At 54.3% G+C, this 24,830-nt stretch carries 26 protein-coding genes and 2 tRNA genes; 11 read left to right on the forward strand and 17 right to left on the reverse strand.

Annotated elements, in window-relative coordinates; genetic code table 11:
- Window positions 1-76 precede the first annotated feature (76 nt).
- Window positions 77-556 carry a GlcG/HbpS family heme-binding protein gene (locus ACN9MQ_RS09635; protein ID WP_426021445.1) on the forward strand — a complete coding sequence of 160 codons (480 nt, stop codon included), beginning with the start codon at window positions 77-79 and terminating at the stop codon, window positions 554-556.
- 35 nt (window positions 557-591) lie between these two features.
- Here ACN9MQ_RS09635 and ACN9MQ_RS09640 read toward each other — a convergent pair whose 3' ends face one another.
- Window positions 592-732 (reverse strand): hypothetical protein, encoded by a 141-nt coding sequence (locus tag ACN9MQ_RS09640; protein ID WP_020884349.1) that lies wholly within the window; start codon window positions 730-732, stop codon window positions 592-594.
- A gap of 125 nt (window positions 733-857) precedes the next feature.
- Here ACN9MQ_RS09640 and ACN9MQ_RS09645 point away from each other — a divergent pair, with 125 nt between their 5' ends.
- Window positions 858-1,640, forward strand: a complete 783-nt coding sequence (locus ACN9MQ_RS09645; RefSeq protein WP_426021446.1) for an MBL fold metallo-hydrolase — start codon at window positions 858-860, stop codon at window positions 1,638-1,640.
- Between the two features lie 72 nt (window positions 1,641-1,712).
- Entirely contained in the window at window positions 1,713-2,348 is a 636-nt protein-coding gene (locus ACN9MQ_RS09650; protein ID WP_014169762.1) for a carbonic anhydrase, read from the forward strand.
- Between the two features lie 28 nt (window positions 2,349-2,376).
- Here ACN9MQ_RS09650 and ACN9MQ_RS09655 read toward each other — a convergent pair whose 3' ends face one another.
- The 4 genes from ACN9MQ_RS09655 to mdtK all read right to left on the reverse strand — a co-directional run bounded on the left by ACN9MQ_RS09655 (window position 2,377) and on the right by mdtK (window position 5,775).
- A complete protein-coding gene (locus ACN9MQ_RS09655; RefSeq protein ID WP_426021447.1) occupies window positions 2,377-3,972 on the reverse strand; it encodes an FAD-NAD(P)-binding protein in 1,596 nt (531 codons plus the stop codon).
- Between the two features lie 118 nt (window positions 3,973-4,090).
- Window positions 4,091-4,167 (reverse strand) — tRNA-Val (locus ACN9MQ_RS09660).
- 4 nt (window positions 4,168-4,171) lie between these two features.
- A tRNA-Val gene (locus tag ACN9MQ_RS09665) sits at window positions 4,172-4,248 on the reverse strand.
- Window positions 4,249-4,401: 153 nt separating this feature from the next.
- Window positions 4,402-5,775, reverse strand: a complete 1,374-nt coding sequence (gene mdtK, locus ACN9MQ_RS09670) for an MdtK family multidrug efflux MATE transporter (protein WP_014169764.1) — start codon at window positions 5,773-5,775, stop codon at window positions 4,402-4,404.
- A 225-nt stretch (window positions 5,776-6,000) separates the two neighbouring features.
- Here mdtK and ACN9MQ_RS09675 point away from each other — a divergent pair, with 225 nt between their 5' ends.
- Entirely contained in the window at window positions 6,001-6,642 is a 642-nt protein-coding gene (locus tag ACN9MQ_RS09675) for a riboflavin synthase (protein ID WP_020884345.1), read from the forward strand.
- 29 nt (window positions 6,643-6,671) lie between these two features.
- Here the strand turns inward: ACN9MQ_RS09675 and cfa are convergent, their stop codons facing one another.
- Both cfa and punC read right to left on the reverse strand, forming a co-directional pair.
- Window positions 6,672-7,820, reverse strand: coding sequence for a cyclopropane fatty acyl phospholipid synthase (gene cfa / locus ACN9MQ_RS09680; RefSeq protein WP_014169766.1), 1,149 nt, complete (start codon window positions 7,818-7,820; stop codon window positions 6,672-6,674).
- A 299-nt stretch (window positions 7,821-8,119) separates the two neighbouring features.
- The gene (gene punC / locus ACN9MQ_RS09685) at window positions 8,120-9,319 is read right to left on the reverse strand and encodes a purine nucleoside transporter PunC (protein ID WP_426021448.1); all 1,200 of its coding nucleotides are present in this window, start codon (window positions 9,317-9,319) and stop codon (window positions 8,120-8,122) included.
- A gap of 115 nt (window positions 9,320-9,434) precedes the next feature.
- Between punC and punR the strand changes: the two genes are divergently transcribed.
- Entirely contained in the window at window positions 9,435-10,346 is a 912-nt protein-coding gene (punR, locus tag ACN9MQ_RS09690) for a DNA-binding transcriptional activator PunR (RefSeq protein WP_014169768.1), read from the forward strand.
- 16 nt (window positions 10,347-10,362) lie between these two features.
- Here punR and purR read toward each other — a convergent pair whose 3' ends face one another.
- The gene (purR, locus tag ACN9MQ_RS09695; protein ID WP_014169769.1) at window positions 10,363-11,388 is read right to left on the reverse strand and encodes an HTH-type transcriptional repressor PurR; all 1,026 of its coding nucleotides are present in this window, start codon (window positions 11,386-11,388) and stop codon (window positions 10,363-10,365) included.
- Window positions 11,389-11,685: 297 nt separating this feature from the next.
- Between purR and ACN9MQ_RS09700 the strand changes: the two genes are divergently transcribed.
- Together ACN9MQ_RS09700 and ACN9MQ_RS09705 are read left to right on the forward strand one after the other, a co-directional pair.
- Entirely contained in the window at window positions 11,686-11,775 is a 90-nt protein-coding gene (locus ACN9MQ_RS09700) for a YnhF family membrane protein (protein ID WP_032670423.1), read from the forward strand.
- Between the two features lie 163 nt (window positions 11,776-11,938).
- Window positions 11,939-13,105 (forward strand): MFS transporter, encoded by a 1,167-nt coding sequence (locus ACN9MQ_RS09705; RefSeq protein WP_014169771.1) that lies wholly within the window; start codon window positions 11,939-11,941, stop codon window positions 13,103-13,105.
- Between the two features lie 38 nt (window positions 13,106-13,143).
- Here ACN9MQ_RS09705 and sodB read toward each other — a convergent pair whose 3' ends face one another.
- Window positions 13,144-13,725 (reverse strand): superoxide dismutase [Fe], encoded by a 582-nt coding sequence (sodB, locus tag ACN9MQ_RS09710; RefSeq protein WP_148575809.1) that lies wholly within the window; start codon window positions 13,723-13,725, stop codon window positions 13,144-13,146.
- Between the two features lie 122 nt (window positions 13,726-13,847).
- Window positions 13,848-14,621: a C40 family peptidase gene (locus ACN9MQ_RS09715; protein WP_014169773.1), complete on the reverse strand. Its 774-nt coding sequence runs from the start codon at window positions 14,619-14,621 to the stop codon at window positions 13,848-13,850.
- 339 nt (window positions 14,622-14,960) lie between these two features.
- Here ACN9MQ_RS09715 and grxD point away from each other — a divergent pair, with 339 nt between their 5' ends.
- The gene (grxD, locus tag ACN9MQ_RS09720) at window positions 14,961-15,308 is read left to right on the forward strand and encodes a monothiol glutaredoxin 4 (RefSeq protein ID WP_003832760.1); all 348 of its coding nucleotides are present in this window, start codon (window positions 14,961-14,963) and stop codon (window positions 15,306-15,308) included.
- Window positions 15,309-15,353: 45 nt separating this feature from the next.
- Here the strand turns inward: grxD and rnt are convergent, their stop codons facing one another.
- The 5 genes from rnt to eptA form a co-directional block, all read right to left on the reverse strand.
- Window positions 15,354-16,004, reverse strand: a complete 651-nt coding sequence (rnt, locus tag ACN9MQ_RS09725; protein ID WP_014169774.1) for a ribonuclease T — start codon at window positions 16,002-16,004, stop codon at window positions 15,354-15,356.
- Between the two features lie 96 nt (window positions 16,005-16,100).
- Entirely contained in the window at window positions 16,101-16,508 is a 408-nt protein-coding gene (gene gloA / locus ACN9MQ_RS09730; RefSeq protein ID WP_020884340.1) for a lactoylglutathione lyase, read from the reverse strand.
- Between the two features lie 100 nt (window positions 16,509-16,608).
- Window positions 16,609-17,706 carry an alkene reductase gene (locus tag ACN9MQ_RS09735; RefSeq protein WP_020884339.1) on the reverse strand — a complete coding sequence of 366 codons (1,098 nt, stop codon included), beginning with the start codon at window positions 17,704-17,706 and terminating at the stop codon, window positions 16,609-16,611.
- A gap of 53 nt (window positions 17,707-17,759) precedes the next feature.
- The gene (locus tag ACN9MQ_RS09740) at window positions 17,760-18,359 is read right to left on the reverse strand and encodes a TetR/AcrR family transcriptional regulator (protein WP_014169778.1); all 600 of its coding nucleotides are present in this window, start codon (window positions 18,357-18,359) and stop codon (window positions 17,760-17,762) included.
- Window positions 18,360-18,400: 41 nt separating this feature from the next.
- A complete protein-coding gene (gene eptA, locus ACN9MQ_RS09745; protein ID WP_251884771.1) occupies window positions 18,401-20,026 on the reverse strand; it encodes a phosphoethanolamine transferase EptA in 1,626 nt (541 codons plus the stop codon).
- Window positions 20,027-20,175: 149 nt separating this feature from the next.
- On the opposite strand from eptA, the gene ACN9MQ_RS09750 reads away from it, so the two are divergent.
- The 3 genes from ACN9MQ_RS09750 (at window position 20,176) to sodC (ending at window position 21,958) form a co-directional block, all read left to right on the forward strand.
- The gene (locus ACN9MQ_RS09750) at window positions 20,176-20,415 is read left to right on the forward strand and encodes a DUF1289 domain-containing protein (protein WP_020884337.1); all 240 of its coding nucleotides are present in this window, start codon (window positions 20,176-20,178) and stop codon (window positions 20,413-20,415) included.
- A gap of 48 nt (window positions 20,416-20,463) precedes the next feature.
- Window positions 20,464-21,360, forward strand: coding sequence for an aldo/keto reductase (locus ACN9MQ_RS09755; protein ID WP_014169781.1), 897 nt, complete (start codon window positions 20,464-20,466; stop codon window positions 21,358-21,360).
- 79 nt (window positions 21,361-21,439) lie between these two features.
- Window positions 21,440-21,958 carry a superoxide dismutase [Cu-Zn] SodC gene (gene sodC, locus ACN9MQ_RS09760; protein WP_020884336.1) on the forward strand — a complete coding sequence of 173 codons (519 nt, stop codon included), beginning with the start codon at window positions 21,440-21,442 and terminating at the stop codon, window positions 21,956-21,958.
- Here sodC and ACN9MQ_RS09765 read toward each other — a convergent pair.
- Together ACN9MQ_RS09765 and ACN9MQ_RS09770 are read right to left on the reverse strand one after the other, a co-directional pair.
- The gene (locus tag ACN9MQ_RS09765; RefSeq protein WP_251884770.1) at window positions 21,937-23,970 is read right to left on the reverse strand and encodes an FUSC family protein; all 2,034 of its coding nucleotides are present in this window, start codon (window positions 23,968-23,970) and stop codon (window positions 21,937-21,939) included. The two genes, sodC and ACN9MQ_RS09765, sit on opposite strands and share 22 nt — an antisense overlap.
- Window positions 23,970-24,830, reverse strand: coding sequence for an efflux RND transporter periplasmic adaptor subunit (locus ACN9MQ_RS09770; RefSeq protein WP_041162561.1), 861 nt, complete (start codon window positions 24,828-24,830; stop codon window positions 23,970-23,972). Before ACN9MQ_RS09770 ends, ACN9MQ_RS09765 begins: the two co-directional genes overlap by 1 nt.

Raw genomic sequence — 24,830 nt, forward strand, 5'->3', positions numbered from 1 at the left:
TGCGTAATCAACCGAATTACGCTTCATCGCGCGTCTGAGTACGATTGAACGGTATTCAATCATTCGAGGACGTGCGATGAAAAAAGTAATGATGGTAGCCGCGCTTGTCGCCGGTAGCGTAAGCCTGACGGCACAGGCCGACGCGTTGAACCAGAAAAACCTCTCCCTGGCGCAGGCCAACGCGCTGGCGACCTCCGCCATTCAGGCCTGCGTAGCGAAAAACTACCAGGTGACGGTCACCGTGGTGGACCGCGCCGGTGTGGTCAAAGCGGTGCAGCGTACAGATAATGCCGGGCCACACACGGTAAAAGCCAGCGAAATGAAAGCCTATACCGCGCTGAGTGCAAAAAATGCGTCAGGCAAGGTTATGGACGCCGCGCAGAGCAATGCCGGCGCACAAAACATGCGTGATATTCCGGGCTTCCTGCTGCTGGCCGGTGGTCTGCCGGTGAAAGAGGGGGATGAGGTGATCGGGGCAATAGGGATCGGCGGTGCGCCGGGTGGTCATCTGGATGAAGCGTGCGCGCAGGCGGCGATTGACGGGCTGAAGAAATAATATAAAAAAGCACCGGGTTTTCCGGTGCTTTATCATCAGATCTTGCAGGCATCACCGCAGTCGTCATCGGCGATAATCGACTGCGCTTTTTTATCAGCGTCGTCGAGACGTTCCGCGTTACGCTCTTCAGCTTCATCCAGCCCGTTAAAGACCAAGTTTTCGAGATCAATTTCCATATGGCACCTGCTTTGTTCGGTTTTTGATACTGGCACAGTATAGGGCAAAAAGAGCCGGCAATGTACCGCGCAGCACATAACGATAATCCCTGCCATACTCAGTGCTTTATCGCTGAGGAGAGATCATGATTACACTGTGTAAAACCTGCGGTACCTCTTATGACGCAACGCCGGCGCGATGCCCTGTATGCGAGGATGAACGCCAGTATGTTCCGGCCAGCGGCCAGGCGTGGAGTGATTTTGCGACGGTGACGACCACACACAGCAATAAATGGCAGCAGCTTGAGCCGCAGTTGCTCAGCATCAAAACGGTGCCCGCTTTTGCCATCAACCAGCGCGCGCTGCTTCTGCGTACCCCCCACGGCAATATCCTTTGGGATTGCATTGCGAATCTCGACCCGGCAACCAGAACCGTCATCACGGCGCTCGGCGGCATCAGCGCGATCGCGATTTCACATCCTCACTACTACACCACGATGCAGGAGTGGGCCGGGGCTTTCGATGCGCCGGTTTACCTGCACGCGAACGATCGCGAGTGGGTTATGCGCGACAGTCCGATGCTCCACTTCTGGCAGGGCGATACGCTGGACATTTTCCCCGCGGTAACGTTATTACGCCTCGGAGGACATTTCGCTGGCGGAACGGTGCTGCACTGGCAGGAGGGTGATGGTGTCTTGCTGGCAGGCGATATTCTACAGGTCACGCCGGGCAAAGATGCTGTCTCGTTTATGTGGAGCTATCCGAATATGCTACCGTTGCCCGCCCGCAGCGTCGAAGACGTGACCGGGCGGCTGGTGGGGAAAAAATTCGCTCGCCTGTACGGCGCTTTTGAAGGGCAAAATATCCTGGCGAATGCGGATGAGATTGTGCAGCGGTCGGGCCAGAAATATATTGCTTGTCTGAAGTAAAGTCCGGTGGGTAAACTTTACTTGTGTGATCCCGATCATACCTAAACTAAAACAGATAACAGAGAAATTGCTATGCAACATATCATTGAAGGTTTTCTCAGCTTTCAAAAAGAGATTTTCCCGCAACGTAAAGAGCTCTTCCGCAGTTTAGCGTCCAGCCAGAATCCCAAAGCGCTGTTCATCTCATGCTCCGACAGCCGTCTGGTCCCAGAACTGGTCACTCAGCAAGAGCCAGGACAACTCTTTGTCATTCGTAATGCTGGCAACATCGTGCCACCGTTCGGCCCTGAGCCAGGCGGTGTCTCCGCAACGATTGAATACGCGGTTGTCGCGCTGGGCGTGACCGATATTGTTATCTGCGGCCACTCCAACTGTGGGGCGATGAAAGCCATTGCCGACAATGCGGACCTCGAACCTATGCCGGCGGTTTCTCACTGGTTACGCTATTCCGATGCGGCAAAAGCGGTGGTTGAGAAGAAAACCTGGGATAAGCCAATCGATAAAGTGAATGCGATGGTGCAGGAAAACGTGTTTGCGCAGCTGAGCAACATTAAGACTCACCCGTCAGTGGCGGTGGGCCTGCGCAACAACGCCATCCGTCTTCACGGCTGGGTGTATGACATTGAAAGCGGCAAAATTCTTGCACTGGATAAAGAGACGAAAACCTTTGTCTCTTTATCCGATAACCCGCAGGTTTACTTCGAGTAATCCCGCGTTGCAGGGCACGGATGCCCTGTCAGTCATCACTGTACGGTAATTTCCTTCTTGAACCCGATGCGGTTTTCTCTGCGGCTTTTGCCATCGCCTCTGCTATCTCTGCACATTCCGCCAGTCCCTGAACAAAAGGGTGATCGTGCATCAGCCACGGGATTGCGCCAAATGCAATGCGTCCGCGAAGCATTTCCGGCGCTTTTAACGTGTAATCCTCGCCAATATCCGGGATCTCATCGCCCGTCGCCTGTAGCTGCTTGCGCAGCGTAGGGAAGGGCAGATCTTTTGTTTTAAGCGGCTTTTGCCCGCGGGCATCAATAAAGACGTCGAAACGGTAGGTCGTCTCTTTAGTGGCGATCACCGTCTGCGCGCTGCCAATATCCAGCGTGTAATCATCACCCAGCGCCACAACACTAATGATGCCGGCCTCACGAAGCGCGAGAAGCCTGCGAATCGACTGCGGGGGAATGGCGGCATAGTTGTCGATAAAGACGCGTGCCAGCCCGTTTTTAAAGCGTTCAGCGTCCTTTTCGGTAAGATGAGGAACCATCTCCTGGACCACTTCATGCAGCCGAAGCACGGTGTAGCGCCAGGCCACCGTGCGCCGGTCACGTTTGTTCCGCTCGACCTCATTCAGGTTCTCTTCAGCCCAGGTAAACGGACCGTGCTGTTTTCGATCCTCAAACCACGCTTCGCGAAGGCTGTCCGCCGTCTGCATGCGCAGCGATATTTTCTCACACCAGGCCGGGTCGGCGAGTTCAAGCTCTTTCACCATCAGGGCGAAAATGCGGTCAAGCAGACCGTCTGATCCTTTGGCGATTTCGGCTTCGAGTACCGATTCGGTTAATACCGACAGCGGTTCGTACGGAATAGGGCAGTAAAAATCGGCCTCTGGCAGAATCCCGGTCCTGGACATGAGTACAATTTTTAACGCTTCACTTCCTTTATCGAGGAGGAACGTGCCGTCGCGAAACTCACCGTGCTGCATGACCACGGCCATCGCCGCGTCCAGCCCGCTTAAGGATGTTCCCATAATACCGACGCGGCAGGGGCGGATGCGGGCATCCATCAACCCTGACCACGGGCTTGGGAAATACGCGCGCGTGGCTTCCTCTTCTTCTGGCCAGACATGCCCGGTGGCGATCACGGCGAGATCGAATCGTTCCGGAAACGGCGTGTCATTGACCGAAAGCGTCACGCCGGAGGAGGACGGGGCAACATCGGTGACGGTGGCAGACGTGTGGATCTCAACCTGAAATCCCCGCCTCTTAGCTTCCTGGACTATCGTCTGGAAACTGTCGCGAAAATACTCGCCCAGCAGAATACGGGGCAAAAACTGTCTGTCATGCAAGGCGGCTTTATCAACCTTAAAGCGCGCCAGATGGGCTTCACTCTGGCGCTTAAGCCAGTCGAGGTAGGTCATAAAAAGGGGCGGGATCTCAATGCTGGCAATGTTCGCCAGCATCAGGCGAGAGTTATCGTCGTCGTTGTAGGGCATTCCCACGCCAGCTTCGTCTGCCTGTTCAAAAACGGAGACAGAGAGCGGCGCCGCGTTATTAAGAAGAGAATAAAAGGTGTAAATCCCTGTAGGGCCGGAGCCGATAATGGCGATTTTCTTCATCGACAGTCTTCCTGTTTTTTTTCCATAAGAAAAGCGTAGCAGGAGAATAATGATGAAATTGGGGTATTAAGAAAAATCAGGGCTTAAGAAGAGGATTTGCACCATTTCAGGACTGAAATGGTGCGTCCGAGTGGACTCGAACCACCGACCCCCACCATGTCAAGGTGGTGCTCTAACCAACTGAGCTACGGACGCAGAATGGTGCGTTCAATTGGACTCGAACCAACGACCCCCACCATGTCAAGGTGGTGCTCTAACCAACTGAGCTATGAACGCAACGTGTTGTCGGTGACAACGGGGACGAATATTAGCGGCACAGCATCGTTGAGGCAAGAGGGAAAATGCATTTTTCTCTCTGATTTCACGCGATTGCTTTATTACCGCGCAAAGTGAAGAGAAAGTAGCCGCCAGCTGGCGGCTACTGCGTATTTAACGTGCAGCGCGTTGCAATATTACCGAGGATGACTGGCGTTGCAGGAAGCGCATGCGCAGCATCATCATAATTGCCGCAGAGGTTAAGCCGATGATAAAGCCCATCCAGAATCCTGCCGGCCCCATGCGGTCAACCACCAGGTCGGTAAGCGCCAGGATATAACCACACGGCAGACCCAGCACCCAGTAAGCGATGAAGGTGATAAAGAAGATCGAACGCGTATCTTTATACCCACGCAGTACGCCGCTGCCAATCACCTGTATGGAGTCGGAGATCTGGTACACCGCGGCAAGCAGCATCAGATGGGATGCCAGCGCCACCACTTCCGGGTTGTCGTTGTAAAGCAGGGCAATTTGCTCACGCAGCGTGATGGTAAACAGTGCCGTACAGATGGCCATACAGACACCGACGCCAAGCCCCGTGCGGGCCGCCGTTTGCGCATCCAGCGTCGAACCTTGCCCCAGACGAAAGCCCACGCGAATGGTCACCGCTGCGGCCAGCGACATCGGCAATACGAACATCAGGGAACTGAAGTTCAGCGCAATCTGGTGACCGGCTACGTTCACAATGCCGAGCGGAGAAACCAGCAGGGCGACCACGGCAAACAGCGTCACTTCAAAGAACAGCGCCAGTGCAATCGGCAGGCCTAACTGCACCAGACGCGTCATGATGTTCCAGTCCGGCGTGCTGAACGAACGTTCATTGCGGATATCGCGCATTGAACGGGCACGTTTCACATAGGAGATCATACTGAAGAACATCACCCAATAGACGGCAGCCGTCGCCACGCCGCAGCCGACGCCGCCGAGCTCCGGCATACCGAAGTGACCATAGATGAAGATATAGTTCACCGGAATATTCACCAGCAAGCCGATAAAGCCCATTACCATTCCGGGCTTGGTTTTCGCCAGACCTTCACACTGGTTACGCGCGACCTGGAAGAACAGATAGCCAGGCGCACCCCACAGCAGGGCCCGCAGGTAGCCGACGGCTTTGTCAGCCAGAGCCGGGTCAATATTATGCATGGCGCGGATGATATGACCGGCATTCCACAGCACAACCATTATCAGCACGGAGACAAACCCTGCCAGCCAGAACCCCTGTCGAACCTGATGGGCAATACGTTCACGTCGCCCTGAGCCATTAAGCTGAGCGATAACCGGGGTGAGGGCGAGCAGCAGGCCGTGGCCAAACAGGATGGCCGGAAGCCAGATCGAGGTGCCTATTGCCACGGCGGCCATATCGGTGGCGCTGTAGCCACCCGCCATTACCGTATCCACAAATCCCATTGCGGTCTGGGCCACTTGCGCGATGATCACTGGTATAGCCAGTGCCAATAACTGGCGCGCTTCATTCATGTACTTCTGCACGTGAACACCTTTATATTCTAGTTATTTGAGAGACTAAAAAGGCCGCCGTAACTGGCAGCAAGAAGAAAATGCAGGGGGGTGCCAGCTATTGTAGCGGGGTTTAGCTATTTATCTAGTGAAAAAATCGCCACAAAATGCGCTCCGCTGGCAACCTGTTTTTCCAACTGTTATTGTGGTGGGATTAAACGGTGTCACCACCGTCCGGAAAAAACAGGAGTTGTAAGCATGTTTACTGGTATTGTGCAGGGCACCGCCAAAGTGGTGTCCATTGATGAAAAACCTAATTTCCGAACTCATGTGGTTGAGCTTCCGGAATATATGCTTGATGGCATTGAAACTGGCGCCTCGATTGCACATAACGGCTGTTGCCTGACGGTAACCGAAATTAACGGGAACCAGATTAGCTTTGATTTAATGAAAGAGACGCTGCGCATCACCAACCTGGGCGAGCTGGTGGTAGGGGATACCGTAAACGTAGAGCGTGCGGCCAGGTTCAGCGATGAGATTGGCGGCCATCTGATGTCAGGCCATATTATGACCACCGCGGAAGTGGCGAAGATTGTCACCTCGGAAAATAACCGTCAAATCTGGTTTAAAGTGCAGGATCCTTCATTAATGAAATACATCCTGTATAAAGGATTTATTGGTATTGATGGGATTAGCCTGACGGTTGGGGAAGTGACGCCGACCCGTTTCTGCGTGCATTTAATTCCTGAAACTCTCCAGCGTACAACCCTGGGGGCGAAAAAACTGGGGCATCGGGTTAATATCGAAATCGATCCGCAGACTCAGGCGGTTGTGGATACCGTTGAGCGGCTGTTGGCGGCAAAAGAAGCCGCAATAATAAAGACCGCAGAAGAAGAATAAAATGAACCCCGGAAATCCGGGGTTTTTTTTTAGCGTGCGACCCGCAAACCGTGTTCTATCCCTCGGCTGAAAACAACCTGCCAAAGTTGAATATCACGCGCGCGAAAGGCGCCTGCGCAGGCATTGAGATAATAGCTGAACATCCGTTTAAACCGTTCAGAATAGTTGTCCGCAATTTCTGGCCAGGCTTCCTGGAAACGTGAGTGCCATGCCATCAACGTGGTGTCATAATCCGCGCCAAAGTTATGCCAGTCTTCCATAATGAAATGAGGTTCACTGGCGTTAGCAATCTGGCGAACGGACGGCAAACAGCCATTCGGAAAGATGTATTTGTTGATCCACGGATCGACGTTATTGTCGGTGCGCTTAGAACCAATGGTGTGCAGCAGGAAGATGCCGTCAGGTTTCAAGTTACGGTCCACCACGCTGAAGTAGGTGTCATAGTTTTTCGGCCCCACGTGTTCGAACATGCCTACGGAGACTATGCGATCAAACTGCTCGTTCAGGTCGCGATAATCCTGAAGGCGAATATCCACATCAAGGCCCTGGCAGCGCTCCCGTGCCATTTTTTGCTGTTCAGCTGAAATGGTCACACCGACCACGCTGGCACCATAATGCTTCGCCATAAAATAGGCCAGACCACCCCATCCACAACCGATATCCAGCACACGCATGCCCGGCTGTAGCTGCAGTTTTTCACAAATCAGACGCAGCTTAGCCTGCTGTGCTTCTTCAAGGGTTGAGGCCTCTTTCCAGTAGGCGCAGGAATATTGCATGAAAGGATCGAGCATGCGGCTGAACAGGTCATTACCGAGGTCGTAATGCTCCTTGCCGACGATCCACGCCCGTTTTTTGCTTTGCAGATTAAACAGCCGGGCGGAGGCGACACGTAATGTATCTTTCAGATTGCGGGGGAGCTGGTTTTCCAGACCGGCGCGTAAAACGCTGGAGAAAAACATATCCAGCCGTTCACACTCCCACCAGCCGTCCATATAACTTTCCCCCAGGCCTAACGATCCCTCCCGCAATACGCGTTTAAAAAAGTCGGGATGCTTAACCTGTGGATCGGATGGCGAAGATCCATTAATAGTGATGCCTGCGCGACCTAACAGTTCACTGACGATCCGGGACCAGTTATCGTCCGGAACGCTGACTTCTTCTATACACGATGAACTCATAGCTTCTCCATCACCTTACTGTGATCAGAACCTTCAAACAGCGTAGACGCTTTTTATGGTTTGTGAGAAATCTCACGGTATTTCCCCGTGAGGCTAGTATCCGACGTAGAACAGAGGAAGGGAGATAACCCTTGCCGAAATGCCTTCCATGGTAAAACGGGAGCGCTCCGGCTCCCGTTAACACTTAATATTTATCGTATTTAATCGAACCAAATTTAGTATAGGCCTCAAAATTTGGTGATTCAATAGAAAATTCTTAGCAACCTAATCACTGATATTTAACATAATTTCTGGCGCGATTATGCATGCGAGGTTTTCACCTCTGCGCGGTCATCCTGCTCACGTTGTGCCGCAGACTGCATATGGTATCCCAGAAGGGCCAGCGCAACCGTAACCAGCATGACGCTGGTGGTGGTCAGGAGCGGCGTGGCAATCAGCGCAGAGACCACCAGGCTTGCCAGGAAGCACAGACCCAGCTGCAGGGTATTCTGAAGCGCGGCCGCACGGCCTGTTGCCTGTGGGAACGGACGTAACGCCTGGGCTACGACGATAGGGTAAATCGCACCGTTCGCCACGGCCATCACGCAGAATGGAATCAGAATTTCTGCCAGACCTGCGCCCGGGATAAAGCCCACAGCCCAGGTGGCGATCACGCTCAGCGCGTAGAGTACCAGCAGCCAGGGCAGCATCTGCTGACCTTCCCATTTTTGCAGCGCCGCGCGGCAGCCATAGCCCCCGACCAGAAACGCGATGGTCTGCGGGACATAGCTCAGACCGATGGCGGCCGGGCTGTAACCCATATCGTGAAGAATGAACGGCGAACCGGTCAGCCACGCGAAGAAACTCGCCGAGCAGGCGGCATAAATCAGGACATTACCGCGGTACGCTTTGGTGCTCAGCAGAGAGGTGAAGGTCACCGGTGTCGTGTCAGCAGGCGTCTCTTTCTTATGTGCCGCTTTGAGTGTGAATGCCGGGATCATCAGGACCAGCGTGATGGCAAACAGCGTAGCGAAAATGGCCTGCCAGTCGAAATGCGCCAGGATCCAGCTCCCGAGCAGCGGGGCGAGGGCAGGCGAAAGCCCTACCAGCGGCATAATGGTGGCGAAAATGCGGTTTGTCCGGTTGGCCGGATAGTAGTCGGTGACCAGCGCCTGCCAGGTCACCGCGGCAGCACAGACGCCAACGGCCTGCACGAAGCGCAGTACCAGCAGCCAGGTTGCATCGCGTACCCATAACATTCCCAGACAGCCGACGGCAAAGATAGCCAGCCCCAGCAACAGCACCGGTTTACGGCCAAAGCGGTCAGAGAGAGGCCCCCAGAGCAGCTGCGCGAAGGCAAAGCCCGCGAGGAATAAGCTCAGGCTGGCGCTGATGGCTGCCGCCGGGGTCTGTAAATCTTCCTGCATTGCGGCGAAGGCGGGCAGGTACATATCAGTGGCTAAAAAGCCCAGCACGCTTAAACCACCGAGCCAGACTAAAAATCCTTTCCTGGGTTGCATTGTTTTTTTCTCCTGAGGGAGGCAGGTCTATGTTTGCGCAGAGTGTAGGGAGTGCAAAGCAGCTTGTGAAACGCTAATATTTGGCGAGTGCATTCAAAATTTTTGCAGGCAGAAAATGTGGTCAGATTATTCTCTTGAAGTGGTCGATGCTGTTGCGCGCAACGGCAGCTTTAGCGGTGCAGCGCAGGAGTTGCACCGCGTCCCCTCGGCAATCAGCTATACGGTGCGTCAGCTTGAGGAATGGCTGGCCGTTCCGCTGTTTGAACGGCGTCACCGTGATGTGGAATTAACGCCCGCCGGGGCATGGTTTTTGAAAGAAGGGCGTTCTGTTATCAAAAAAATGCAGATCACCCGCGAACAGTGTCAGCAGATCGCTAACGGCTGGCGAGGACATCTTTCGATTGCCGTGGATAACATCGTAAAACCAGAACGTACCCGGCAGATGATTGTCGATTTCTATCGCCATTTCTCGGATGTCGAATTGCGGGTATCCCAGGAAGTGTTTAACGGCGTCTGGGATGCGCTGGCAGATGGCAGGGCAGAGATGGCGATCGGTGCCACGCAGGCGATCCCGGTTGGGGGACGCTTTGCCTTTCGCGACATGGGCATGCTCAACTGGAAATGTGTGGTGGCAAGCGATCATCCGCTGGCTGACCTGGACGGGCCGCTCAGCGACGAAACGCTCCGTAACTGGCCCTCGCTGGTGCTGGAAGATACCTCGCGTTCGTTGCCCAAACGCATTACCTGGCTGCTGGATAACCAGCGACGGGTGGTTGCGCCGGACTGGGAATCCTCAGCAACATGCCTCAGCGCCGGGCTGTGCGTTGCCATGGTCCCTGGCCATTTTGCACGGCCCCGAATCGACACCGGTGAATGGGTTGAACTGACGCTGGAAAATCCTTTTCCGGATGCGGCCTGTTGCCTCACCTGGCAACAAAATGATGTGTCGCCCGCAATGGCCTGGCTTCTGGATTACCTGGGAGACAGTGAGACGCTTAACCGGGAATGGCTACGGGAGCCAGTATAACTGGCCCCGTAAAAGATTAACGACGATAGTCGCGGAACGGACCATCCGCAACGGAACGGCGTTCGATAAGACGCGGGTGAACTTCAATGGACTGAGACTCTTCACGCTTGTTGACGATCCTGTCCATCAGCATATTGAAGGCCGTTTCACCCAGCGAGTCTTTTGGCTGGTGGATGGTGGTCAGCGCCGGGGTAAAGAAGCGCGCATTGCGCACGTTGTCATACCCGATCACGGAAATGTCCTGCGGCACGCGCAGACCCAGTTCATCGGCGGCACAGAGAGCACCCATCGCCATAATGTCACCGCCACAGAAAACGGCTGTCGGGCGATGCGACTGGGAGACAATCTGCTGCATCGCGCGGTAACCGGATTCCGGTTCAAAGTCACCCTGCACGATCCAGTTTTCCGGCACGGTAATCAGCGCCTCTTCCATGGCTTTCATAAACCCGGCCAGACGTCCGGCACCGGTGTTGCGCTCCAGTGGACCCGGGATCACACCAATCTCGCGGTGACCGCGTTCAATCAGATAACGGCCTGCCATATAGCCGCCTTCAAACGCGTTATCGATGACGGAGTCGGTGAAGTCTGCACGCGCTTCGCCCCAGTCCATGACCACCATAGGAATATGGCGGTACTCTTCCAGCATGGAAAGCACGGACTCCGGATACTCTGAACACATTACCAGCAGGCCATCCACACGCTTTTGCGCCATCATGGAGAGATAAGCGCGCTGTTTTTCAATGCTGTTCCACGCGTTGCCCAGAATCAGGGTATAGCCTTTCTGGAAGCAGTTTTTCTCGACTGCTTCAATGATCTCGGCAAAATAGGCCGCTTCACTGCTGGTTGCCAGCAAACCAATGGATTTGGTGTGATTAACTTTGAGGCTGCGCGCCACCGCACTCGGTGAATAGTGTAATTCTTTGATTGCCGCCCAGACGGCGTTGCGCGTCTCTTCCGCCACAAAGCGGGTTTTGTTAATTACATGTGATACGGTTGTAGTGGAAACGTTTGCGCGTTTTGCTACGTCTTTAATTGTTGCCATTAAATGTCACTCCAGACCATATCCTAAACTCCTGAAAAACTTGAAGGTAAACGTTTGCCTTCTCTCACCCTTATCACGCAATCTTGAATTGCGGCACGCCGGGAAAACGACACAGGACGTCAGGAGGGGGTCAATGGCCGGTACGCTAATAAATTTAGCGTGGAATTTTGTCCTATCTTGATGAAAAGGGGAAGAGCTAAAGTGGTTATCAGTTTAAATCCAGGAAGATTTTTGAACTAAACTGTGTAAAAATGAGCAGGCTCACTTTTCGTGGGGAGATTAAAAGGAGAAAAATTGATGAGCTACGATCTGAAGTTTTCGCTGGTGACCACCGTTATTGTACTGGCTCTGATTGTTGCGGCGGGTCTGACGGCTGCATTGCACTGATTTACACGGAGGGAGAGCTCTCTCCCTCTCAGTTTTCCTGATTGTTACGCCTGCGGCAAAAATCTTTTGCCAATTTGTTAACTTCTCATTTTTTGTGATTGATGTCATGCTTTCGGCTTCTTTGTTCTGTGTCACGACATGACACGGCATCCGGAGTTGACGCATGAAAATCAATTTTCCCCTGCTTGCCCTGGCGATTGGCGCTTTTGGGATTGGCACCACTGAATTCTCCCCGATGGGGTTACTGCCTGTTATCGCCCGGGGCGTGGATGTTTCTATCCCGGCGGCCGGGATGCTCATCAGCGCCTACGCCATTGGCGTGATGGTGGGGGCACCGCTCATGACGCTTCTGCTTTCACACCGCGCGCGCCGCAATGCGCTGATTTTCCTGATGGCGATATTTACGCTGGGCAACGTGCTCTCCGCCATTGCTCCGGATTACACCACCCTGATGTTGTCCCGCATTCTGACCAGTCTTAACCACGGCGCGTTCTTTGGGCTGGGATCGGTTGTGGCTGCAAGCGTGGTGCCAAAACACAAGCAGGCGAGTGCCGTGGCAACCATGTTTATGGGTCTGACGATTGCCAACATTGGCGGTGTACCTGCCGCAACCTGGCTGGGTGAGGCGATCGGCTGGCGCATGTCGTTCCTGGCGACGGCCGTGCTGGGTGTTATCGCCATGGTGGCGTTGTACTTCTCCTTGCCGAAAGGCAGCGCTGGTGAACGTCCTGACGTCCGCAAAGAGCTGTCGGTACTGATGCGCCCGCAGGTGCTCTCCGCACTGTTGACCACCGTACTGGGGGCGGGCGCCATGTTTACCCTGTACACCTATATTTCACCGGTGTTGCACGATATCACCCACGCGACGCCTCTCTTTGTGACCGCGATGCTGGTGCTGATTGGTGTCGGGTTCTCTATAGGCAACTATCTCGGCGGGAAATTCGCCGATCGTTCCGTGAGCGGGACGCTGAAAGGCTTTTTAACGCTGCTGATTGTCATCATGATCGCCATTCCGTGGCTGGCGCGTAATGAAGTCGGGGCGGCGATGGCGATGGTTGTCTGGGGGGCTGCGACCTTTGCCGTGGTTCCGCCGCTGCAGATGCGCGTGATGCGCGTTGCCCATGAGGCACCGGGTCTCTCGTCGTCGGTCAATATTGGCGCGTTTAACCTTGGCAATGCGCTCGGTGCCGCTGCCGGTGGTGCCGTCATTTCTGGTGGCCTGGGATACAGCTTTGTGCCGGTGATGGGGGCGATAATTGCCGCGCTCGGCCTGCTGTTAGTAATGATGTCTGGCCGTAAACAGCCGGAAGCAGCGTGCGCTGCTGAATAATGAAAAAACGCAGAAGGGCAACCCCTTCTGCGTGTCTCTTACGCGGCGAAGTTCTTCGCCACAAACGCCCAGTTAATCAGTGCCCAGAAGTGCTCCAGGTAGTTCGGACGCGCGTTACGGTAATCAATGTAATAAGCGTGTTCCCAGACGTCCACGGTCATCAGCGGCGTCGCGCTGGTGGTCAGTGGCGTACCCGCGTTTGAGGTGGAAACGATAGCCAGTTTGCCATCCGCGTCTTTCACCAGCCACGTCCAGCCAGAACCGAAGTTCTTGACTGCAGCATCCGTAAACTTCGCTTTAAAATCAGCAAAGCTGCCAAATGCCGCGTTAATCGCGCCAGCCAGTTCACCCGTAGGTTCGCCGCCTGCATTCGGTGCCAGGCAGTGCCAGTAGAAGGTGTGGTTCCACACCTGAGCGGCATTGTTAAAGACACCGCCCTCTGAACTGCGGACGATCTCTTCCAGCGTTTTGCCTTCAAAATCGGTGCCCTTGATCAGGTTGTTCAGATTGGTGACGTACGTCTGGTGATGTTTGCCGTAGTGATACTCCAGGGTTTCCGCAGAAATGTGCGGGGCCAGGGCGTCTTTTGCATATGGTAGTGCAGGTAATTCGAACGACATTGCTTCTCTCCTTATTGTTTTTTATGTTGCCAATAACCACGCAGACAACAGGGACAGAATAGCAAATTGAAAGGGTATGCAAAAGAGGAACTTACCCTGCCACGGCTGTGGCAGGGCAGGGGTTAGCGAATGGTTTTTGGCGTCATCACGCGGCGTGCGCCGACATAGTGACGTACCCAGTAGTCTTCACTGAGAGAGGTTATCTGGATGTCCTGGCCGCTACGTGGGGACTGGATAAATTTCCCGTTGCCTACATATACGCCAACGTGGTCAGCCGTGCCGCGCCCCTGAGTGCGGAAGAAGACGAGATCGCCATTCTCCAGTTCACCGCGGTTGACCGGTGACGCGTCGCGCAGGTGATACATCTCATTGGCGGTACGTGGAATTCGGAACTTCACCAGATCTTTGTAGGCGTAATAGACGAGGCCGCTGCAGTCGAAACCGGTACGCGGTGAGCTGCCGCCCCAGCGATAGGGTTTGCCGATCTGCCCCATCAGTTTATTCAACGCCGTTTTTTGCGCTTTCTGCACGCGAACCTTATGCACTTCCGCTATTTTCGTGACCTTCGTGCATTTCGCTTTATGACCTTTGCGGGGGATGCATTTTTCCGTCACGAGATTAGCTGCAGTTTGCGAGGCTTTGCTTTTGGTTGCGTGGGCAGTGCGGGAAGGTTTTGTTTTCGTCTTGCTGGAGGCGGTCTTTTTAGTCTGGGTGGTGGTCTTTTTCTTGTCGTTCTTGCTGGTGGTTTTTTTCTTACGGTCTGTGGTTTTGGCCAGATGCGTTTTTTGTACAGCAGAGTGCCGCGCCTGTTGAGAGGCGTTCGCCACTGGCGTGAAAGTGAGTGTTGTAAACAGTAAAGCACAGAGCGTGATCGAGATTTTATTTATCCGCGCCACTGGGCAGTCCCCTGATAAATGCAGGTCATCAATAATACCCGCGAATGATTTACAAAGCCCGTCGATTCTAATCTATAAAAACCCGATAAGTTAATAGCATTTTTCAATCTACAATCCTGTTTCGTTAGCAAGTGCAAAAAAATTCATCAATCTGTCGCACTATTGTTCACTCCCTAAACAAAACCCTGAGTGCCGCAGGGTTAAACACCATTTGCAATGCAACTTTTCATCACTCGCGGTAAAATAAGAAAGACGTGACAAAAATGTTATTTTCCGATGGCAGTCTGAACCGCTACAATGACAGACGAATGCCGTAACAGAAGTTAAAGGAAGCAAGACATGAGCACCACTATTGAAAAAATCCAGCGCCAGATCGCTGAAAACCCGATTCTGCTGTATATGAAAGGTTCTCCGAAGCTGCCAAGCTGTGGCTTCTCCGCGCAAGCGGTTCAGGCGCTGTCTGCCTGTGGTGAGCGTTTTGCTTACGTTGATATCCTGCAGAACCCGGACATCCGCGCTGAGCTGCCTAAATACGCTAACTGGCCGACGTTCCCACAGCTGTGGGTAGACGGTGAGCTGGTCGGCGGTTGCGATATCCTGATCGAAATGTATCAGCGCGGCGAACTGCAGCAGCTGATCAAAGAAACGGCTGCGAAGTACAAAACGGAAGAGCCAGACGCGGAGTAAGTTATCTGCGAAGACAAAAAAGCGACCTCATGAGGTCGCTTTTTTTTATTCTTCACTGTCACCCATCGGCAGTGGCCAGCCGCCCAGACGCTTCCAGCGGTTCACAATTTCGCAAAACAGCTCCGCCGTCCGCTCGGTGTCATAAAGTGCGGAATGCGCCTGCGTACCGTCAAACTCAATGCCTGCCGTAATACAGGCCTTTGATAATACCGTTTGTCCCAACGCCAGACCGCTCAGTGCCGCGGTATCGAAGGTCACAAACGGGTGGAAAGGGTTACGCTTGAGCGACGCGCGCTCGGCGGCGGCCATGGTAAAGGTGTGATCGAACGTGGCGTTATGCGCCACCATAATGGCGCGGCTGCAGTTGCTCTCTTTCATGCCTTTACGCACCATTTTAAAAATGGCGTGCAGCGCGTCGTATTCACTTACCGCACCACGCAGCGGGTTATGCGGATCGATGCCGTTAAAGGCCAGCGCTTCGGGCTGTAAGTTGGCCCCTTCAAAGGGTTCAACGTGGAAATGCAGCGTGGTGTCCGGTGTAAGCCATCCCTGTTCATCCATCTTCAGCGTGATGGCGGCAATTTCAAGCAGCGCATCGGTTTTAGCGTTAAATCCGGCTGTTTCAACATCGATCACAACAGGATAAAAACCACGAAAACGGTCGCACAGACCGCTAAATTGAGCGTTATCGGACATCAGGGTCTCTTACATGGGGAAAAAAGCAGTGCGCATTATGGCAAATTTTGGATGGGGATGCAGTAAAAGTACGGGCGCATGTTGCGCCCTGCGGGATCAGTTGCCCAGACCGCGACCAGCGTCTTTGGCTTCAATCAGTTCGATTTTGTAGCCGTCCGGATCTTCAACAAACGCGATCACGGTGGTGCCGCCTTTGACCGGGCCAGCTTCGCGCGTCACGTTACCGCCGTTGCTGCGAATACGTTCACAGGCTTCGGCTGCGTTGTCCACTTCCAGCGCGATATGACCATAAGCGGTGCCCAGCTCATAGCTGTCCACGCCCCAGTTGTAGGTCAATTCGATGACCGCTTCGTCCGTTTCCGGGCCGTAACCCACAAACGCCAGCGAGTATTTATATTCCGGGTTTTCGCTGGTGCGCAGCAGTTTCATACCCAGTACGTTAGTGTAGAAATCGACAGAACGTTGCAGATCGCCAACGCGCAGCATGGTGTGAAGTAGGCGCATAATTTCCTCATTAACCAATGGAATAGAATATCTATTTGAACAGAAACGATGTTTTAGTATAGCGGCGAAAGGTCGCCGCTATCAATGAGCAATGAAGAGATTACAGGGTAGGGTAGTCGGTATAACCTTCAGCGCCGCCGCCGTAGAAGCTTTCCGGACGCTGAGGGTTCAGCGCGGCTTTCTGCTGCAGACGGGCGACCAGATCAGGGTTAGCGATAAAATCGCGACCGAATGCAACGGCGTCGATCAAACCTTTGCTAATCAGATCTTCAGCTTTCTCAGGGGTATATGCCCCTGCACCGATGATCACACCGTGGAAGCGTTCGCGTACTTTCTGACGGAAGGCTTCAGTGTAAGGCTGACCACCGGCCCAGTCTGGCTCGGACATATGCAGATACGCGATACCCCGTTTTGCCAGCTCTTCAATCAGGTAAAGGGCATCCGCTTCTTCGTCCGGGCCGTTATCAACGTTCTGGAAAGAACCAATCGGGGAAACGCGGATACCAATACGATCCGGGCTCCACTCCTGACATACGGCATCCACCACTTCCAGCACCAGGCGCGCACGGTTTTCAACGCTGCCGCCGTACTGGTCGGTACGATGGTTAGAGGACGGTGACAGGAACTGGTGCAGCAGATAACCATGCGCGGAGTGCAGTTCAACCAGGTCGAAACCGGCTTCACGCGCATTCGCCACGGCCTGGCGGAAATCGTTAACAATCCCCGGGATCTCGTCCAGTTCAAGAGCGCGCGGCATAGACGTATCAACGCGGATCGCATTGCCGTTTTCATCACGCAGCGAGGTGCGGGTGTTCGCGCTCAGGGCAGAGGCGGAAACCGGTGCCTGACCGCCAGGCTGGATGCTGCTGTGAGAGATACGACCGGTATGCCACAGCTGGACCGCAATACGACCCTCTTCAGCGTGAACGCCAGCCGTGATTTTTTTCCACGCGGCAATCTGTTCCGGGCTGTGCAGACCTGGTGCGCCAGCGTAACCCTTAGCCTGAGCAGAAATCTGAGTGGCCTCGGTGATGATCAGGCCAGAGCTTGCGCGCTGACGGTAATATTCACCCATCAACGGGGTAGGGATATCACCCGGCTCAATGCTGCGCAGACGGGTAAGCGGGGCCATGAACACACGGTTTGGCGCGGTAACGGCACCCACTTTCAAGGGGGTAAATAATTTTTCAGCGGACATAAAGGCTCCTGAGTAGACCAGTCGTCTAGTGATTACGTAAATAAAAACGCCTGCTATACGCGAGGCGTAGTAATGCTGCTTTTTACATGTGCCAGTGCGCTTTCAAGCGGCACCGCACTGCGTGAAATCTTGGCCTGCAGGTTCGCGCCTAACCAGAGGGCGTATAAAACCTGCGCCTGGGTTAAAGGTTCGCCGGGAAAAGTCAGCGTTTTTTCATCGCGGCCTTTCTCCAGCGCCTGTGCCATGAGGGCGATAACCCCGCGGGCCCCTTTATCCATTGCTGTGCGCATATCTTCTGAAAGATCGCACACTTCGGCAGAAAGTTTTACCGTCAGGCAACCGCTGATGATGCCCTGCTGACAGAACTGGTTCAGCGTTTCCTGATAGAAGTGCAGAACACGATCGCGATAATTACCTTCGCCCGTGGCGAAGTGCGCTGCCAGGCGCTGATGGTAGCTGGCATAGTGCCGCTCCAGCATTGCCACGCCAAACGCCTCTTTGGACCGGAAGTAGTGATAAAACGACCCCTTCGGTACCTCAGCGGTTTTTAATAACTCGCTCAACCCCATACCGGTAAACCCGCGATGCATGCAAAGTCGCTCGCCGGTCGCCAGTAAATGTTCTCGGGTATCGTGTTCTGTATTTCTGCTCATGGCCGCACTCTAATAGACCGTTCGGTCTATTGCAAGCGTGTTCAGTGGCGACATGCGTTCAGAATATCCAGCTGTTGTTGATAAACCTTTGATTTAATGTCCATCATACCCAATACGGTAGAGAACAAATTGTCCTGCGAAACCGCATTTTTTGCTGCATGGTCACGTAAACACTGCGCGTTGACGCCGAAATTTTTCGCATAGTCTGGTGATAACCAGAACATAAACGGAATGTGCGTTTGTTGCTCTGGGGCCAGCAGATACGGCGTGCCGTGCAGATAAATCCCGCTTTCGCCCAGCGACTCCCCGTGATCCGAAAGGTAAATCAGGGCGGTATTCATGCTCGCCTGACGCGCTTTTAGGGCATCGATGGTTTTACTGACCATGCTGTCGGTATACAGGATGGTGTTGTCATAGGTATTCATCAGCGCCTGGTGATCGCAATCCTGAATTTCATTGGTATCGCAGGTTGGCGTAAATTTGCGGAAATTATCCGGATAACGGCGATAGTATGCCGGGCCGTGGCTGCCCATCAGGTGGATGACCAGTACGGAGTCCTGCTTCAGGCCATCCAGGACATTATCCAGACGGGTGAAGTTCACATCGTCAATGCAGGAGTTGTCTTTGCAGAACTGATCGAGTTTCCACTGGGTCATGTCGGTATGGGGAACACGATCGCAGGCACCTTTACAACCGCCATCATTGTCACGCCACAGCATATTGATCCCCGCATGGGCGAGCACGTCCAGCAACCCTTCCTGGTGATGGGCCAGATCGGCATCGTATTTACTGCGCGTCATACCGGAGAACATGCAGGGCACGGAGACGGCCGTTTCGGTGCCGCAGGAGGAGGCCTGCGGGAAGTTAATCACATCCTGCTTTTTCAGCTCGGGGTTTGTTTCACGCCCGTAGCCATTCAACGAGTAGTTCGCGGCGCGTGACGCTTCGCCGATGACCAGCACCAGCACGGTTTTCTTTTGTTGGCCTGCAATCAGCGGCCCTTTATGGGCATCTTCACCGATGCGGACCAGCGTTTGATCGCCTGCAAACCAGCGCATTTTGCTGTATTTGACCATCGCGCTGACATAGTTTGCGGGGGTCACCATTTTGACGATGCTTTTGTTATTGCGAAACAGCGACGCGTAGTCTTTATAAAACAGGGCGGCGATGAGGATGATAACCAGCAGGGCGCCGAGCATTGCGGCAAAACGGGTCAGCAGGGCGTACCACCATTTCCCGGTGCGAATGCGGGTCATGGCCAGCACCACGGACGGAACAAGACCGGCAACGACAATCCACAGGATCATCTGCGGCGTCACCAGGGCAGTGGCTTCCTGAGAGTTGGTTTCGAACACGTTAACAATCATGTTCTGATCGATAACCGCGCCGTAGGTATACATAAAGTAGGTCGCGGCGGCGCATCCGACGGTCAAGACAATCAGCAGCGGCTTACGGATAAACGGGATATTAAGCAGACTAAAAACAATGACCCAGCCGCAAAACAGCACCAGTGGAACGGACGCGGCAAAGAGGACGTCATGGATATGCGCGGGCGCGATAATTGCCCAGCTACGCTGAATAAACAGCGCGTTTAATACGGTAAAGAAAAGTGCACAGCCCAGAGTAAATTTTATATCGTTACATTGTAACTTTTTGATTGGCCACATCGATCAGAAAACCTGCAATTTTAATGATGGGGCGAGTATAGAGAACGAAGATTAGTGAAACCTTAATGCCACAAAACTGTGGTAAAGCCCTTGCACGCGGGACGTTTAGCGTCTTCACTGTAGGTGATAGTCGTTATCGGGAGGTGAGTGTGGCAGAGCAACTGGAGTTTTTCCCCATCCAGAGCCCGTGCCGGGGTATTTGTCAGGTGGATGAACGCGGATATTGCCGTGGCTGCATGCGCACGCGCGATGAGCGTTTTAACTGGCAACACTTCAGCGACACGCAGAAACAGGAGGTGCTCCGTCTCTGTCGACAGCGACTTCTGCGCAAAATACGCGCAAACAAAGCCGGTGACACCGAAGAACCCCAGCAACCTTCACTGTTTTAACACGGTAATTGCGTATACTCATGACATCACGTCCTTGAGGAAAATGTTATGGTTCAGCGAATTACCCTTGCCCCCCAGGGGCCAGAATTCTCCCGCTTTGTGATGGGCTACTGGCGCCTTATGGACTGGAATATGTCCCCCCTCCAGCTGGCAAGCTTTATTGAAGAGCATCTCGACTTAGGGATCACCACGGTCGATCACGCTGATATTTACGGTGGCTATCAGTGTGAAGCCGCGTTCGGCGAGGCACTCAAGTTGGTTCCTGCGTTACGCGAACGCATGGAGATCGTCACCAAATGCGGGATTGCCACGACGGCAAAACCGGAACATGCTCTCGGCCATTACATTACCGACAGCGCGCACATCATTAAGAGCGCCGAACAGTCGCTGGTTAACCTGGCGACCGATCATATCGATCTGCTACTGATCCACCGCCCCGATCCGTTGATGGATGCCGATGAGGTGGCCGAAGCGTTTCTGAATCTGCATCAAAGCGGCAAAGTGCGTCATTTCGGCGTATCAAACTTTACCCCTGCACAGTTTGCGCTGCTGCAGTCTCGTCTGCCGTTTACCCTGGCCACCAACCAGGTTGAAATTTCTCCGGTTCATCAGCCGCTGCTGCTGGATGGCACGCTCGATCAGCTCCAGCAGTTGCGTATCCGTCCGATGGCGTGGTCGTGTCTGGGCGGCGGACGTCTGTTTAATGATGATGAATTCCAGCCGCTGCGCACTGAGCTTGAGACCATTGCCCGCGAACTGAATGCCGGGAGCATCGAACAGGTGGTGTACGCGTGGATCCTGCGTCTGCCGTCAAAACCACTGCCAATCATTGGCTCGGGCAAAATTGAACGCGTACGCGCCGCCATTGCCGCGGAAGAGTTGCAGATGACCCGTCAGCAGTGGTTCCGCATCCGCAAAGCGGCGCTGGGTTACGACGTCCCGTAACCGGTAAAACGTGACTTTCCGGTGAAATCTTTGCCCCTGGTATAAACTTAAGGGGCAAAAAACAACCCGTGGAGGTCATATGAAGCGTTTTACTCTGGCTCTCGTCACGCTGGTGGTCTGTGCAGGTGCGCAGGCGGCCAGTGATGAAGTGGAAATGAATCTCGTCACCTCTCAGGGTGTAGGTCAGTCCATCGGCACGGTGAAAATCACTGAAACCGACAAGGGACTGGAATTCGCGCCCAATCTCAAAGCCCTTCCTCCTGGCGAACATGGTTTCCATGTCCATGCTAACGGTAGCTGTCAGCCCGCATTAAAAGAGGGTAAAGCCTCGGCTGCGGAGGCGGCAGGCGGCCACCTCGACCCACAACATACCGGTAAGCATGAAGGTCCTGACGGTATGGGACATCTGGGCGATTTGCCGGTGCTGGTGGTGAATAACGACGGAAAAGCCACGGATCCCGTCGTCGCGCCGCGGCTGAAAAAGCTGGATGAAGTGAAAGGCAAGGCGCTGATGATCCATGTCGGCGGCGACAATATGTCCGATCAGCCAAAACCGCTTGGCGGTGGCGGGGCTCGCTATGCCTGCGGGGTGATGTGATCCCCAATTGTACCCGGAGCCGGTGCCTGTTCCAGCTGCGACAGCGAGCAGTGCAGGCGCCAGATTATCGAGGCTAAATCTCGTGCTGCAGGCGAGTGGTGGTACGCAAGGGTATCGCAAATTCGCTGAAGTTCAGCAAGCGTGGTTTCCAGTGGACGCTGCTGGACACCGCGTTCGCTCATGACATCGCGTAGCAGGGTGATGCAGACATCACGAACCTGCGACAGCGGGTCGGAACGTGTTTCCCATGCCCTAAGTTGCCAGACCACGTGAGAGCAGTTCAACAGCACCACGCCCCAGCGCAACAGCCAGCGGCGCGAAAGGGAGTCCTGGCTGTTATTGAGCTGGCTGACATAGTGATAGACCAGCGATTCATACTCACTTTCACGTAAATGCGGTTTCCGACTCAACTGGTCGACAAAACCTCTGCGTAACTCGCGGATATGCCGGCGACTCTTGCGCGCATCTGAACCCGGACGTAACACCGCAAATGCCAGCCACGCCAGCCCAACGCCAAGGATCTTCGCCAGATTGTCATTGAGAAAATCGGCGTAGTCATAAACCGGCGGGTTAGTGACGGAGATAAACGAGCCCATAAACACAATCAGCTGTCCCCACAGCCCCGCGAGTTTGGGCATTTGCAGCTTTAGCAGCTGCATGGTGGTTAACAGCGGGAACAGGAACAGAAGGAACTGCCACAGGTCGCTTATCTGCACCATCAACCCAAACTTCACGGCAAAACTAAACAGCGAGAGCAGCACCAGGGTGCGCAGTAGCAGCGTGAGGGAGTTGAACGGTGACGCGGCGACGGAGTACAGCACGCAGCTGATAGCAGCAAGCGTCAGGGCCGCAGGGCCTGACTCCCACTGGGTGGTGATACTCCACGCGCCAACCAGCGTGAGCGCGCAAAAGGTACGAAAACCACTCCACAGTGCCTCCATCGAGTCTGTGTGTCGTGCCAGCGCCGGGCTACCGGGGACAGCGAACTCGGTGACCGGGGTGGCATTTTCCACGGCGTTAATCCAGCGGCTGCTGCGCAGATACAACCGGCAAAAATAGTTGAGACGCTGCCAGAAGGCGCGGTGACGGTAATCGTACTCATCAACTGGCGCGAGCGGGGCGATAATCTTCGCGACGGTGTAGATGTCGGCATCCGGGCGTGCAAGCGCCGCGAGCAGCGTTTCAATCACGGCGCGCGTATGTGCAGGGGGCGTGGGCCAGTTGAGCAGCATCCGGCGCAGGCTGGAGATTGAACTGGTCATACGCAACTGCTGATGCAACAGATAGTTAAGCAGGGTGTTCTGACGACGAAAGCGATAGTGGCTCCAGAAGGCCTGAATGCGTAACAGATTCATGGTCAGGATCTGGCCGATCACCTTTTCGTGCGCGAGACGGATGTCGTCGTTGGTATCCGGTTGCCAGAGCAGGCTTGCGTGCTCCAGTAAACGGGTATGCATGGTCTTCAGGGCGGTAATAAGCGCGGTGCCATCGGAGGTGCTCGGCAGTATCATCATCATGAAACCGCCGCTCAGAATACCGACAATCACTTCGCAGACGCGCGCCTGAGCGATGTCCCACAGCTCGGTGGTATCGAGCACATTCACCACCGGAAAGGCGATAATGGCGGCGGTATAGCCGGCCAGCTGGAAGGCATAGGCAACGTTATTCGTAAAGTGCGCGCAGGCCCAGGTACAAAAGCCCAGCCATATCGCCATGCTCAACAAAAAAAGCCACGGATCGTTCAGCGTATGACCTGCAATGATTAACGCTGCGGTGGCACCCAACAGGCTGCCGGCAATACGTCCAAGACTTTTGCTGATCACCCCGCCGACGGTGGGGAAACTCACCACCGCGGCAGAGGTCATTGCCCAGTAGGGCTGATCAAGGTTGAGGTAATAGGCGACAGTCAGCGCCAGACACATCGCAATGCCATTACGCAGCGCATAGCGCCACTGCGGACGTGTCGCTTTCATCCACGGCGTATTTCGCCAGGAGAAGGCCTGCAGGTTCATCAACGGGTCCCGATGGCGACGGTGCAGGTTGTGCCGGAGACCAGCGTTATGGCCTGCGGTAAATGGTCAAACTCCACACGAACCGGTACGCGCTGGGCCAGACGCACCCACGGCACGTTCGGTTTAATGTCCGGTACCAGGCCTGAATCCATTTCAACACTCTGATCGTAAATGGCGCGGCCAATGCTGGAGACGTGACCCTGTAACCGCTGCGAGCCGCTGTAAAGCGTAATGGTAGCGGGAGACCCTTCGCGAATATGGCGAAGCTTGGTCTCTTCAAAATAACCCACCACATAGAACGAGTGGCTGTCGACAAGGGCGAAAACGGGTTGCCCGGCGGTGGCATAATTCCCCACGCGGGCTGACAGGTTAGTGATCCATCCATCGACAGGCGCGGTAATAACGGTTTGTGTCAGCTCCCACTGCGCCTGTTTGAGCGTAGCCTCCGCGACGTTCACGCTCGCCTGCATGGCCTTAACGTTGATATTGGCGGTATCTAAATCTTCTGCGGAAATGTAGTTGCGCGACAAATGCCGGCGGCGATTGGCTTCGTTATTGGCTTTTGCTAAATCAGACTGGGCCTTCGCCAGCTGTGCCTGGGCGTTAAGGATCGCAATATGATAGGGGGTGTCGTCGATACGGAATAACACGTCACCCTTTTTAACGTACTGGTTATCTTTCACAACAAGCGTCGTAATGCTGCCCGAAACCTGTGGGGTAATGCTGACCTGCTCAGCCCGCACTTTGCCGTCACGTGTCCAGGGTGACTGCATATAAAAATTCCAGAGCCACCACCCGGCAACCAGGGCCAGGGCAAGAACAATCAGCGTGGAAAAGTACTTCAGCGTTTTCAGGGGCAT

The sequence above is a fragment of the Enterobacter sp. R-25 genome (assembly GCF_049913205.1).
Classification (GTDB): domain Bacteria; phylum Pseudomonadota; class Gammaproteobacteria; order Enterobacterales; family Enterobacteriaceae; genus Enterobacter; species Enterobacter ludwigii.

Excerpts from the sequence above, each read along its gene's own strand:
- rnt (WP_014169774.1), bottom strand. The coding sequence starts at position 16,004 with ATGTCCGATAACGCTCAATTTAGCGGTCTGTGCGACCGTTTTCGTGGT.
- ACN9MQ_RS09640 (WP_020884349.1), bottom strand. The coding sequence starts at position 732 with ATGGAAATTGATCTCGAAAACTTGGTCTTTAACGGGCTGGATGAAGCT.
- ACN9MQ_RS09705 (WP_014169771.1), top strand. The coding sequence starts at position 11,939 with ATGAAAATCAATTTTCCCCTGCTTGCCCTGGCGATTGGCGCTTTTGGG.
- ACN9MQ_RS09770 (WP_041162561.1), bottom strand. The coding sequence starts at position 24,830 with ATGCCCCTGAAAACGCTGAAGTACTTTTCCACGCTGATTGTTCTTGCC.
- punR (WP_014169768.1), top strand. The coding sequence starts at position 9,435 with ATGTGGTCAGATTATTCTCTTGAAGTGGTCGATGCTGTTGCGCGCAAC.
- ACN9MQ_RS09755 (WP_014169781.1), top strand. The coding sequence starts at position 20,464 with ATGGTTCAGCGAATTACCCTTGCCCCCCAGGGGCCAGAATTCTCCCGC.
- ACN9MQ_RS09735 (WP_020884339.1), bottom strand. The coding sequence starts at position 17,706 with ATGTCCGCTGAAAAATTATTTACCCCCTTGAAAGTGGGTGCCGTTACC.
- sodB (WP_148575809.1), bottom strand. The coding sequence starts at position 13,725 with ATGTCGTTCGAATTACCTGCACTACCATATGCAAAAGACGCCCTGGCC.
- cfa (WP_014169766.1), bottom strand. The coding sequence starts at position 7,820 with ATGAGTTCATCGTGTATAGAAGAAGTCAGCGTTCCGGACGATAACTGG.
- gloA (WP_020884340.1), bottom strand. The coding sequence starts at position 16,508 with ATGCGCCTACTTCACACCATGCTGCGCGTTGGCGATCTGCAACGTTCT.
- punC (WP_426021448.1), bottom strand. The coding sequence starts at position 9,319 with ATGCAACCCAGGAAAGGATTTTTAGTCTGGCTCGGTGGTTTAAGCGTG.
- ACN9MQ_RS09645 (WP_426021446.1), top strand. The coding sequence starts at position 858 with ATGATTACACTGTGTAAAACCTGCGGTACCTCTTATGACGCAACGCCG.
- ACN9MQ_RS09700 (WP_032670423.1), top strand. The coding sequence starts at position 11,686 with ATGAGCTACGATCTGAAGTTTTCGCTGGTGACCACCGTTATTGTACTG.
- ACN9MQ_RS09675 (WP_020884345.1), top strand. The coding sequence starts at position 6,001 with ATGTTTACTGGTATTGTGCAGGGCACCGCCAAAGTGGTGTCCATTGAT.
- ACN9MQ_RS09635 (WP_426021445.1), top strand. The coding sequence starts at position 77 with ATGAAAAAAGTAATGATGGTAGCCGCGCTTGTCGCCGGTAGCGTAAGC.
- ACN9MQ_RS09655 (WP_426021447.1), bottom strand. The coding sequence starts at position 3,972 with ATGAAGAAAATCGCCATTATCGGCTCCGGCCCTACAGGGATTTACACC.
- eptA (WP_251884771.1), bottom strand. The coding sequence starts at position 20,026 with ATGTGGCCAATCAAAAAGTTACAATGTAACGATATAAAATTTACTCTG.
- sodC (WP_020884336.1), top strand. The coding sequence starts at position 21,440 with ATGAAGCGTTTTACTCTGGCTCTCGTCACGCTGGTGGTCTGTGCAGGT.
- ACN9MQ_RS09740 (WP_014169778.1), bottom strand. The coding sequence starts at position 18,359 with ATGAGCAGAAATACAGAACACGATACCCGAGAACATTTACTGGCGACC.
- grxD (WP_003832760.1), top strand. The coding sequence starts at position 14,961 with ATGAGCACCACTATTGAAAAAATCCAGCGCCAGATCGCTGAAAACCCG.
- ACN9MQ_RS09765 (WP_251884770.1), bottom strand. The coding sequence starts at position 23,970 with ATGAACCTGCAGGCCTTCTCCTGGCGAAATACGCCGTGGATGAAAGCG.
- ACN9MQ_RS09650 (WP_014169762.1), top strand. The coding sequence starts at position 1,713 with ATGCAACATATCATTGAAGGTTTTCTCAGCTTTCAAAAAGAGATTTTC.
- purR (WP_014169769.1), bottom strand. The coding sequence starts at position 11,388 with ATGGCAACAATTAAAGACGTAGCAAAACGCGCAAACGTTTCCACTACA.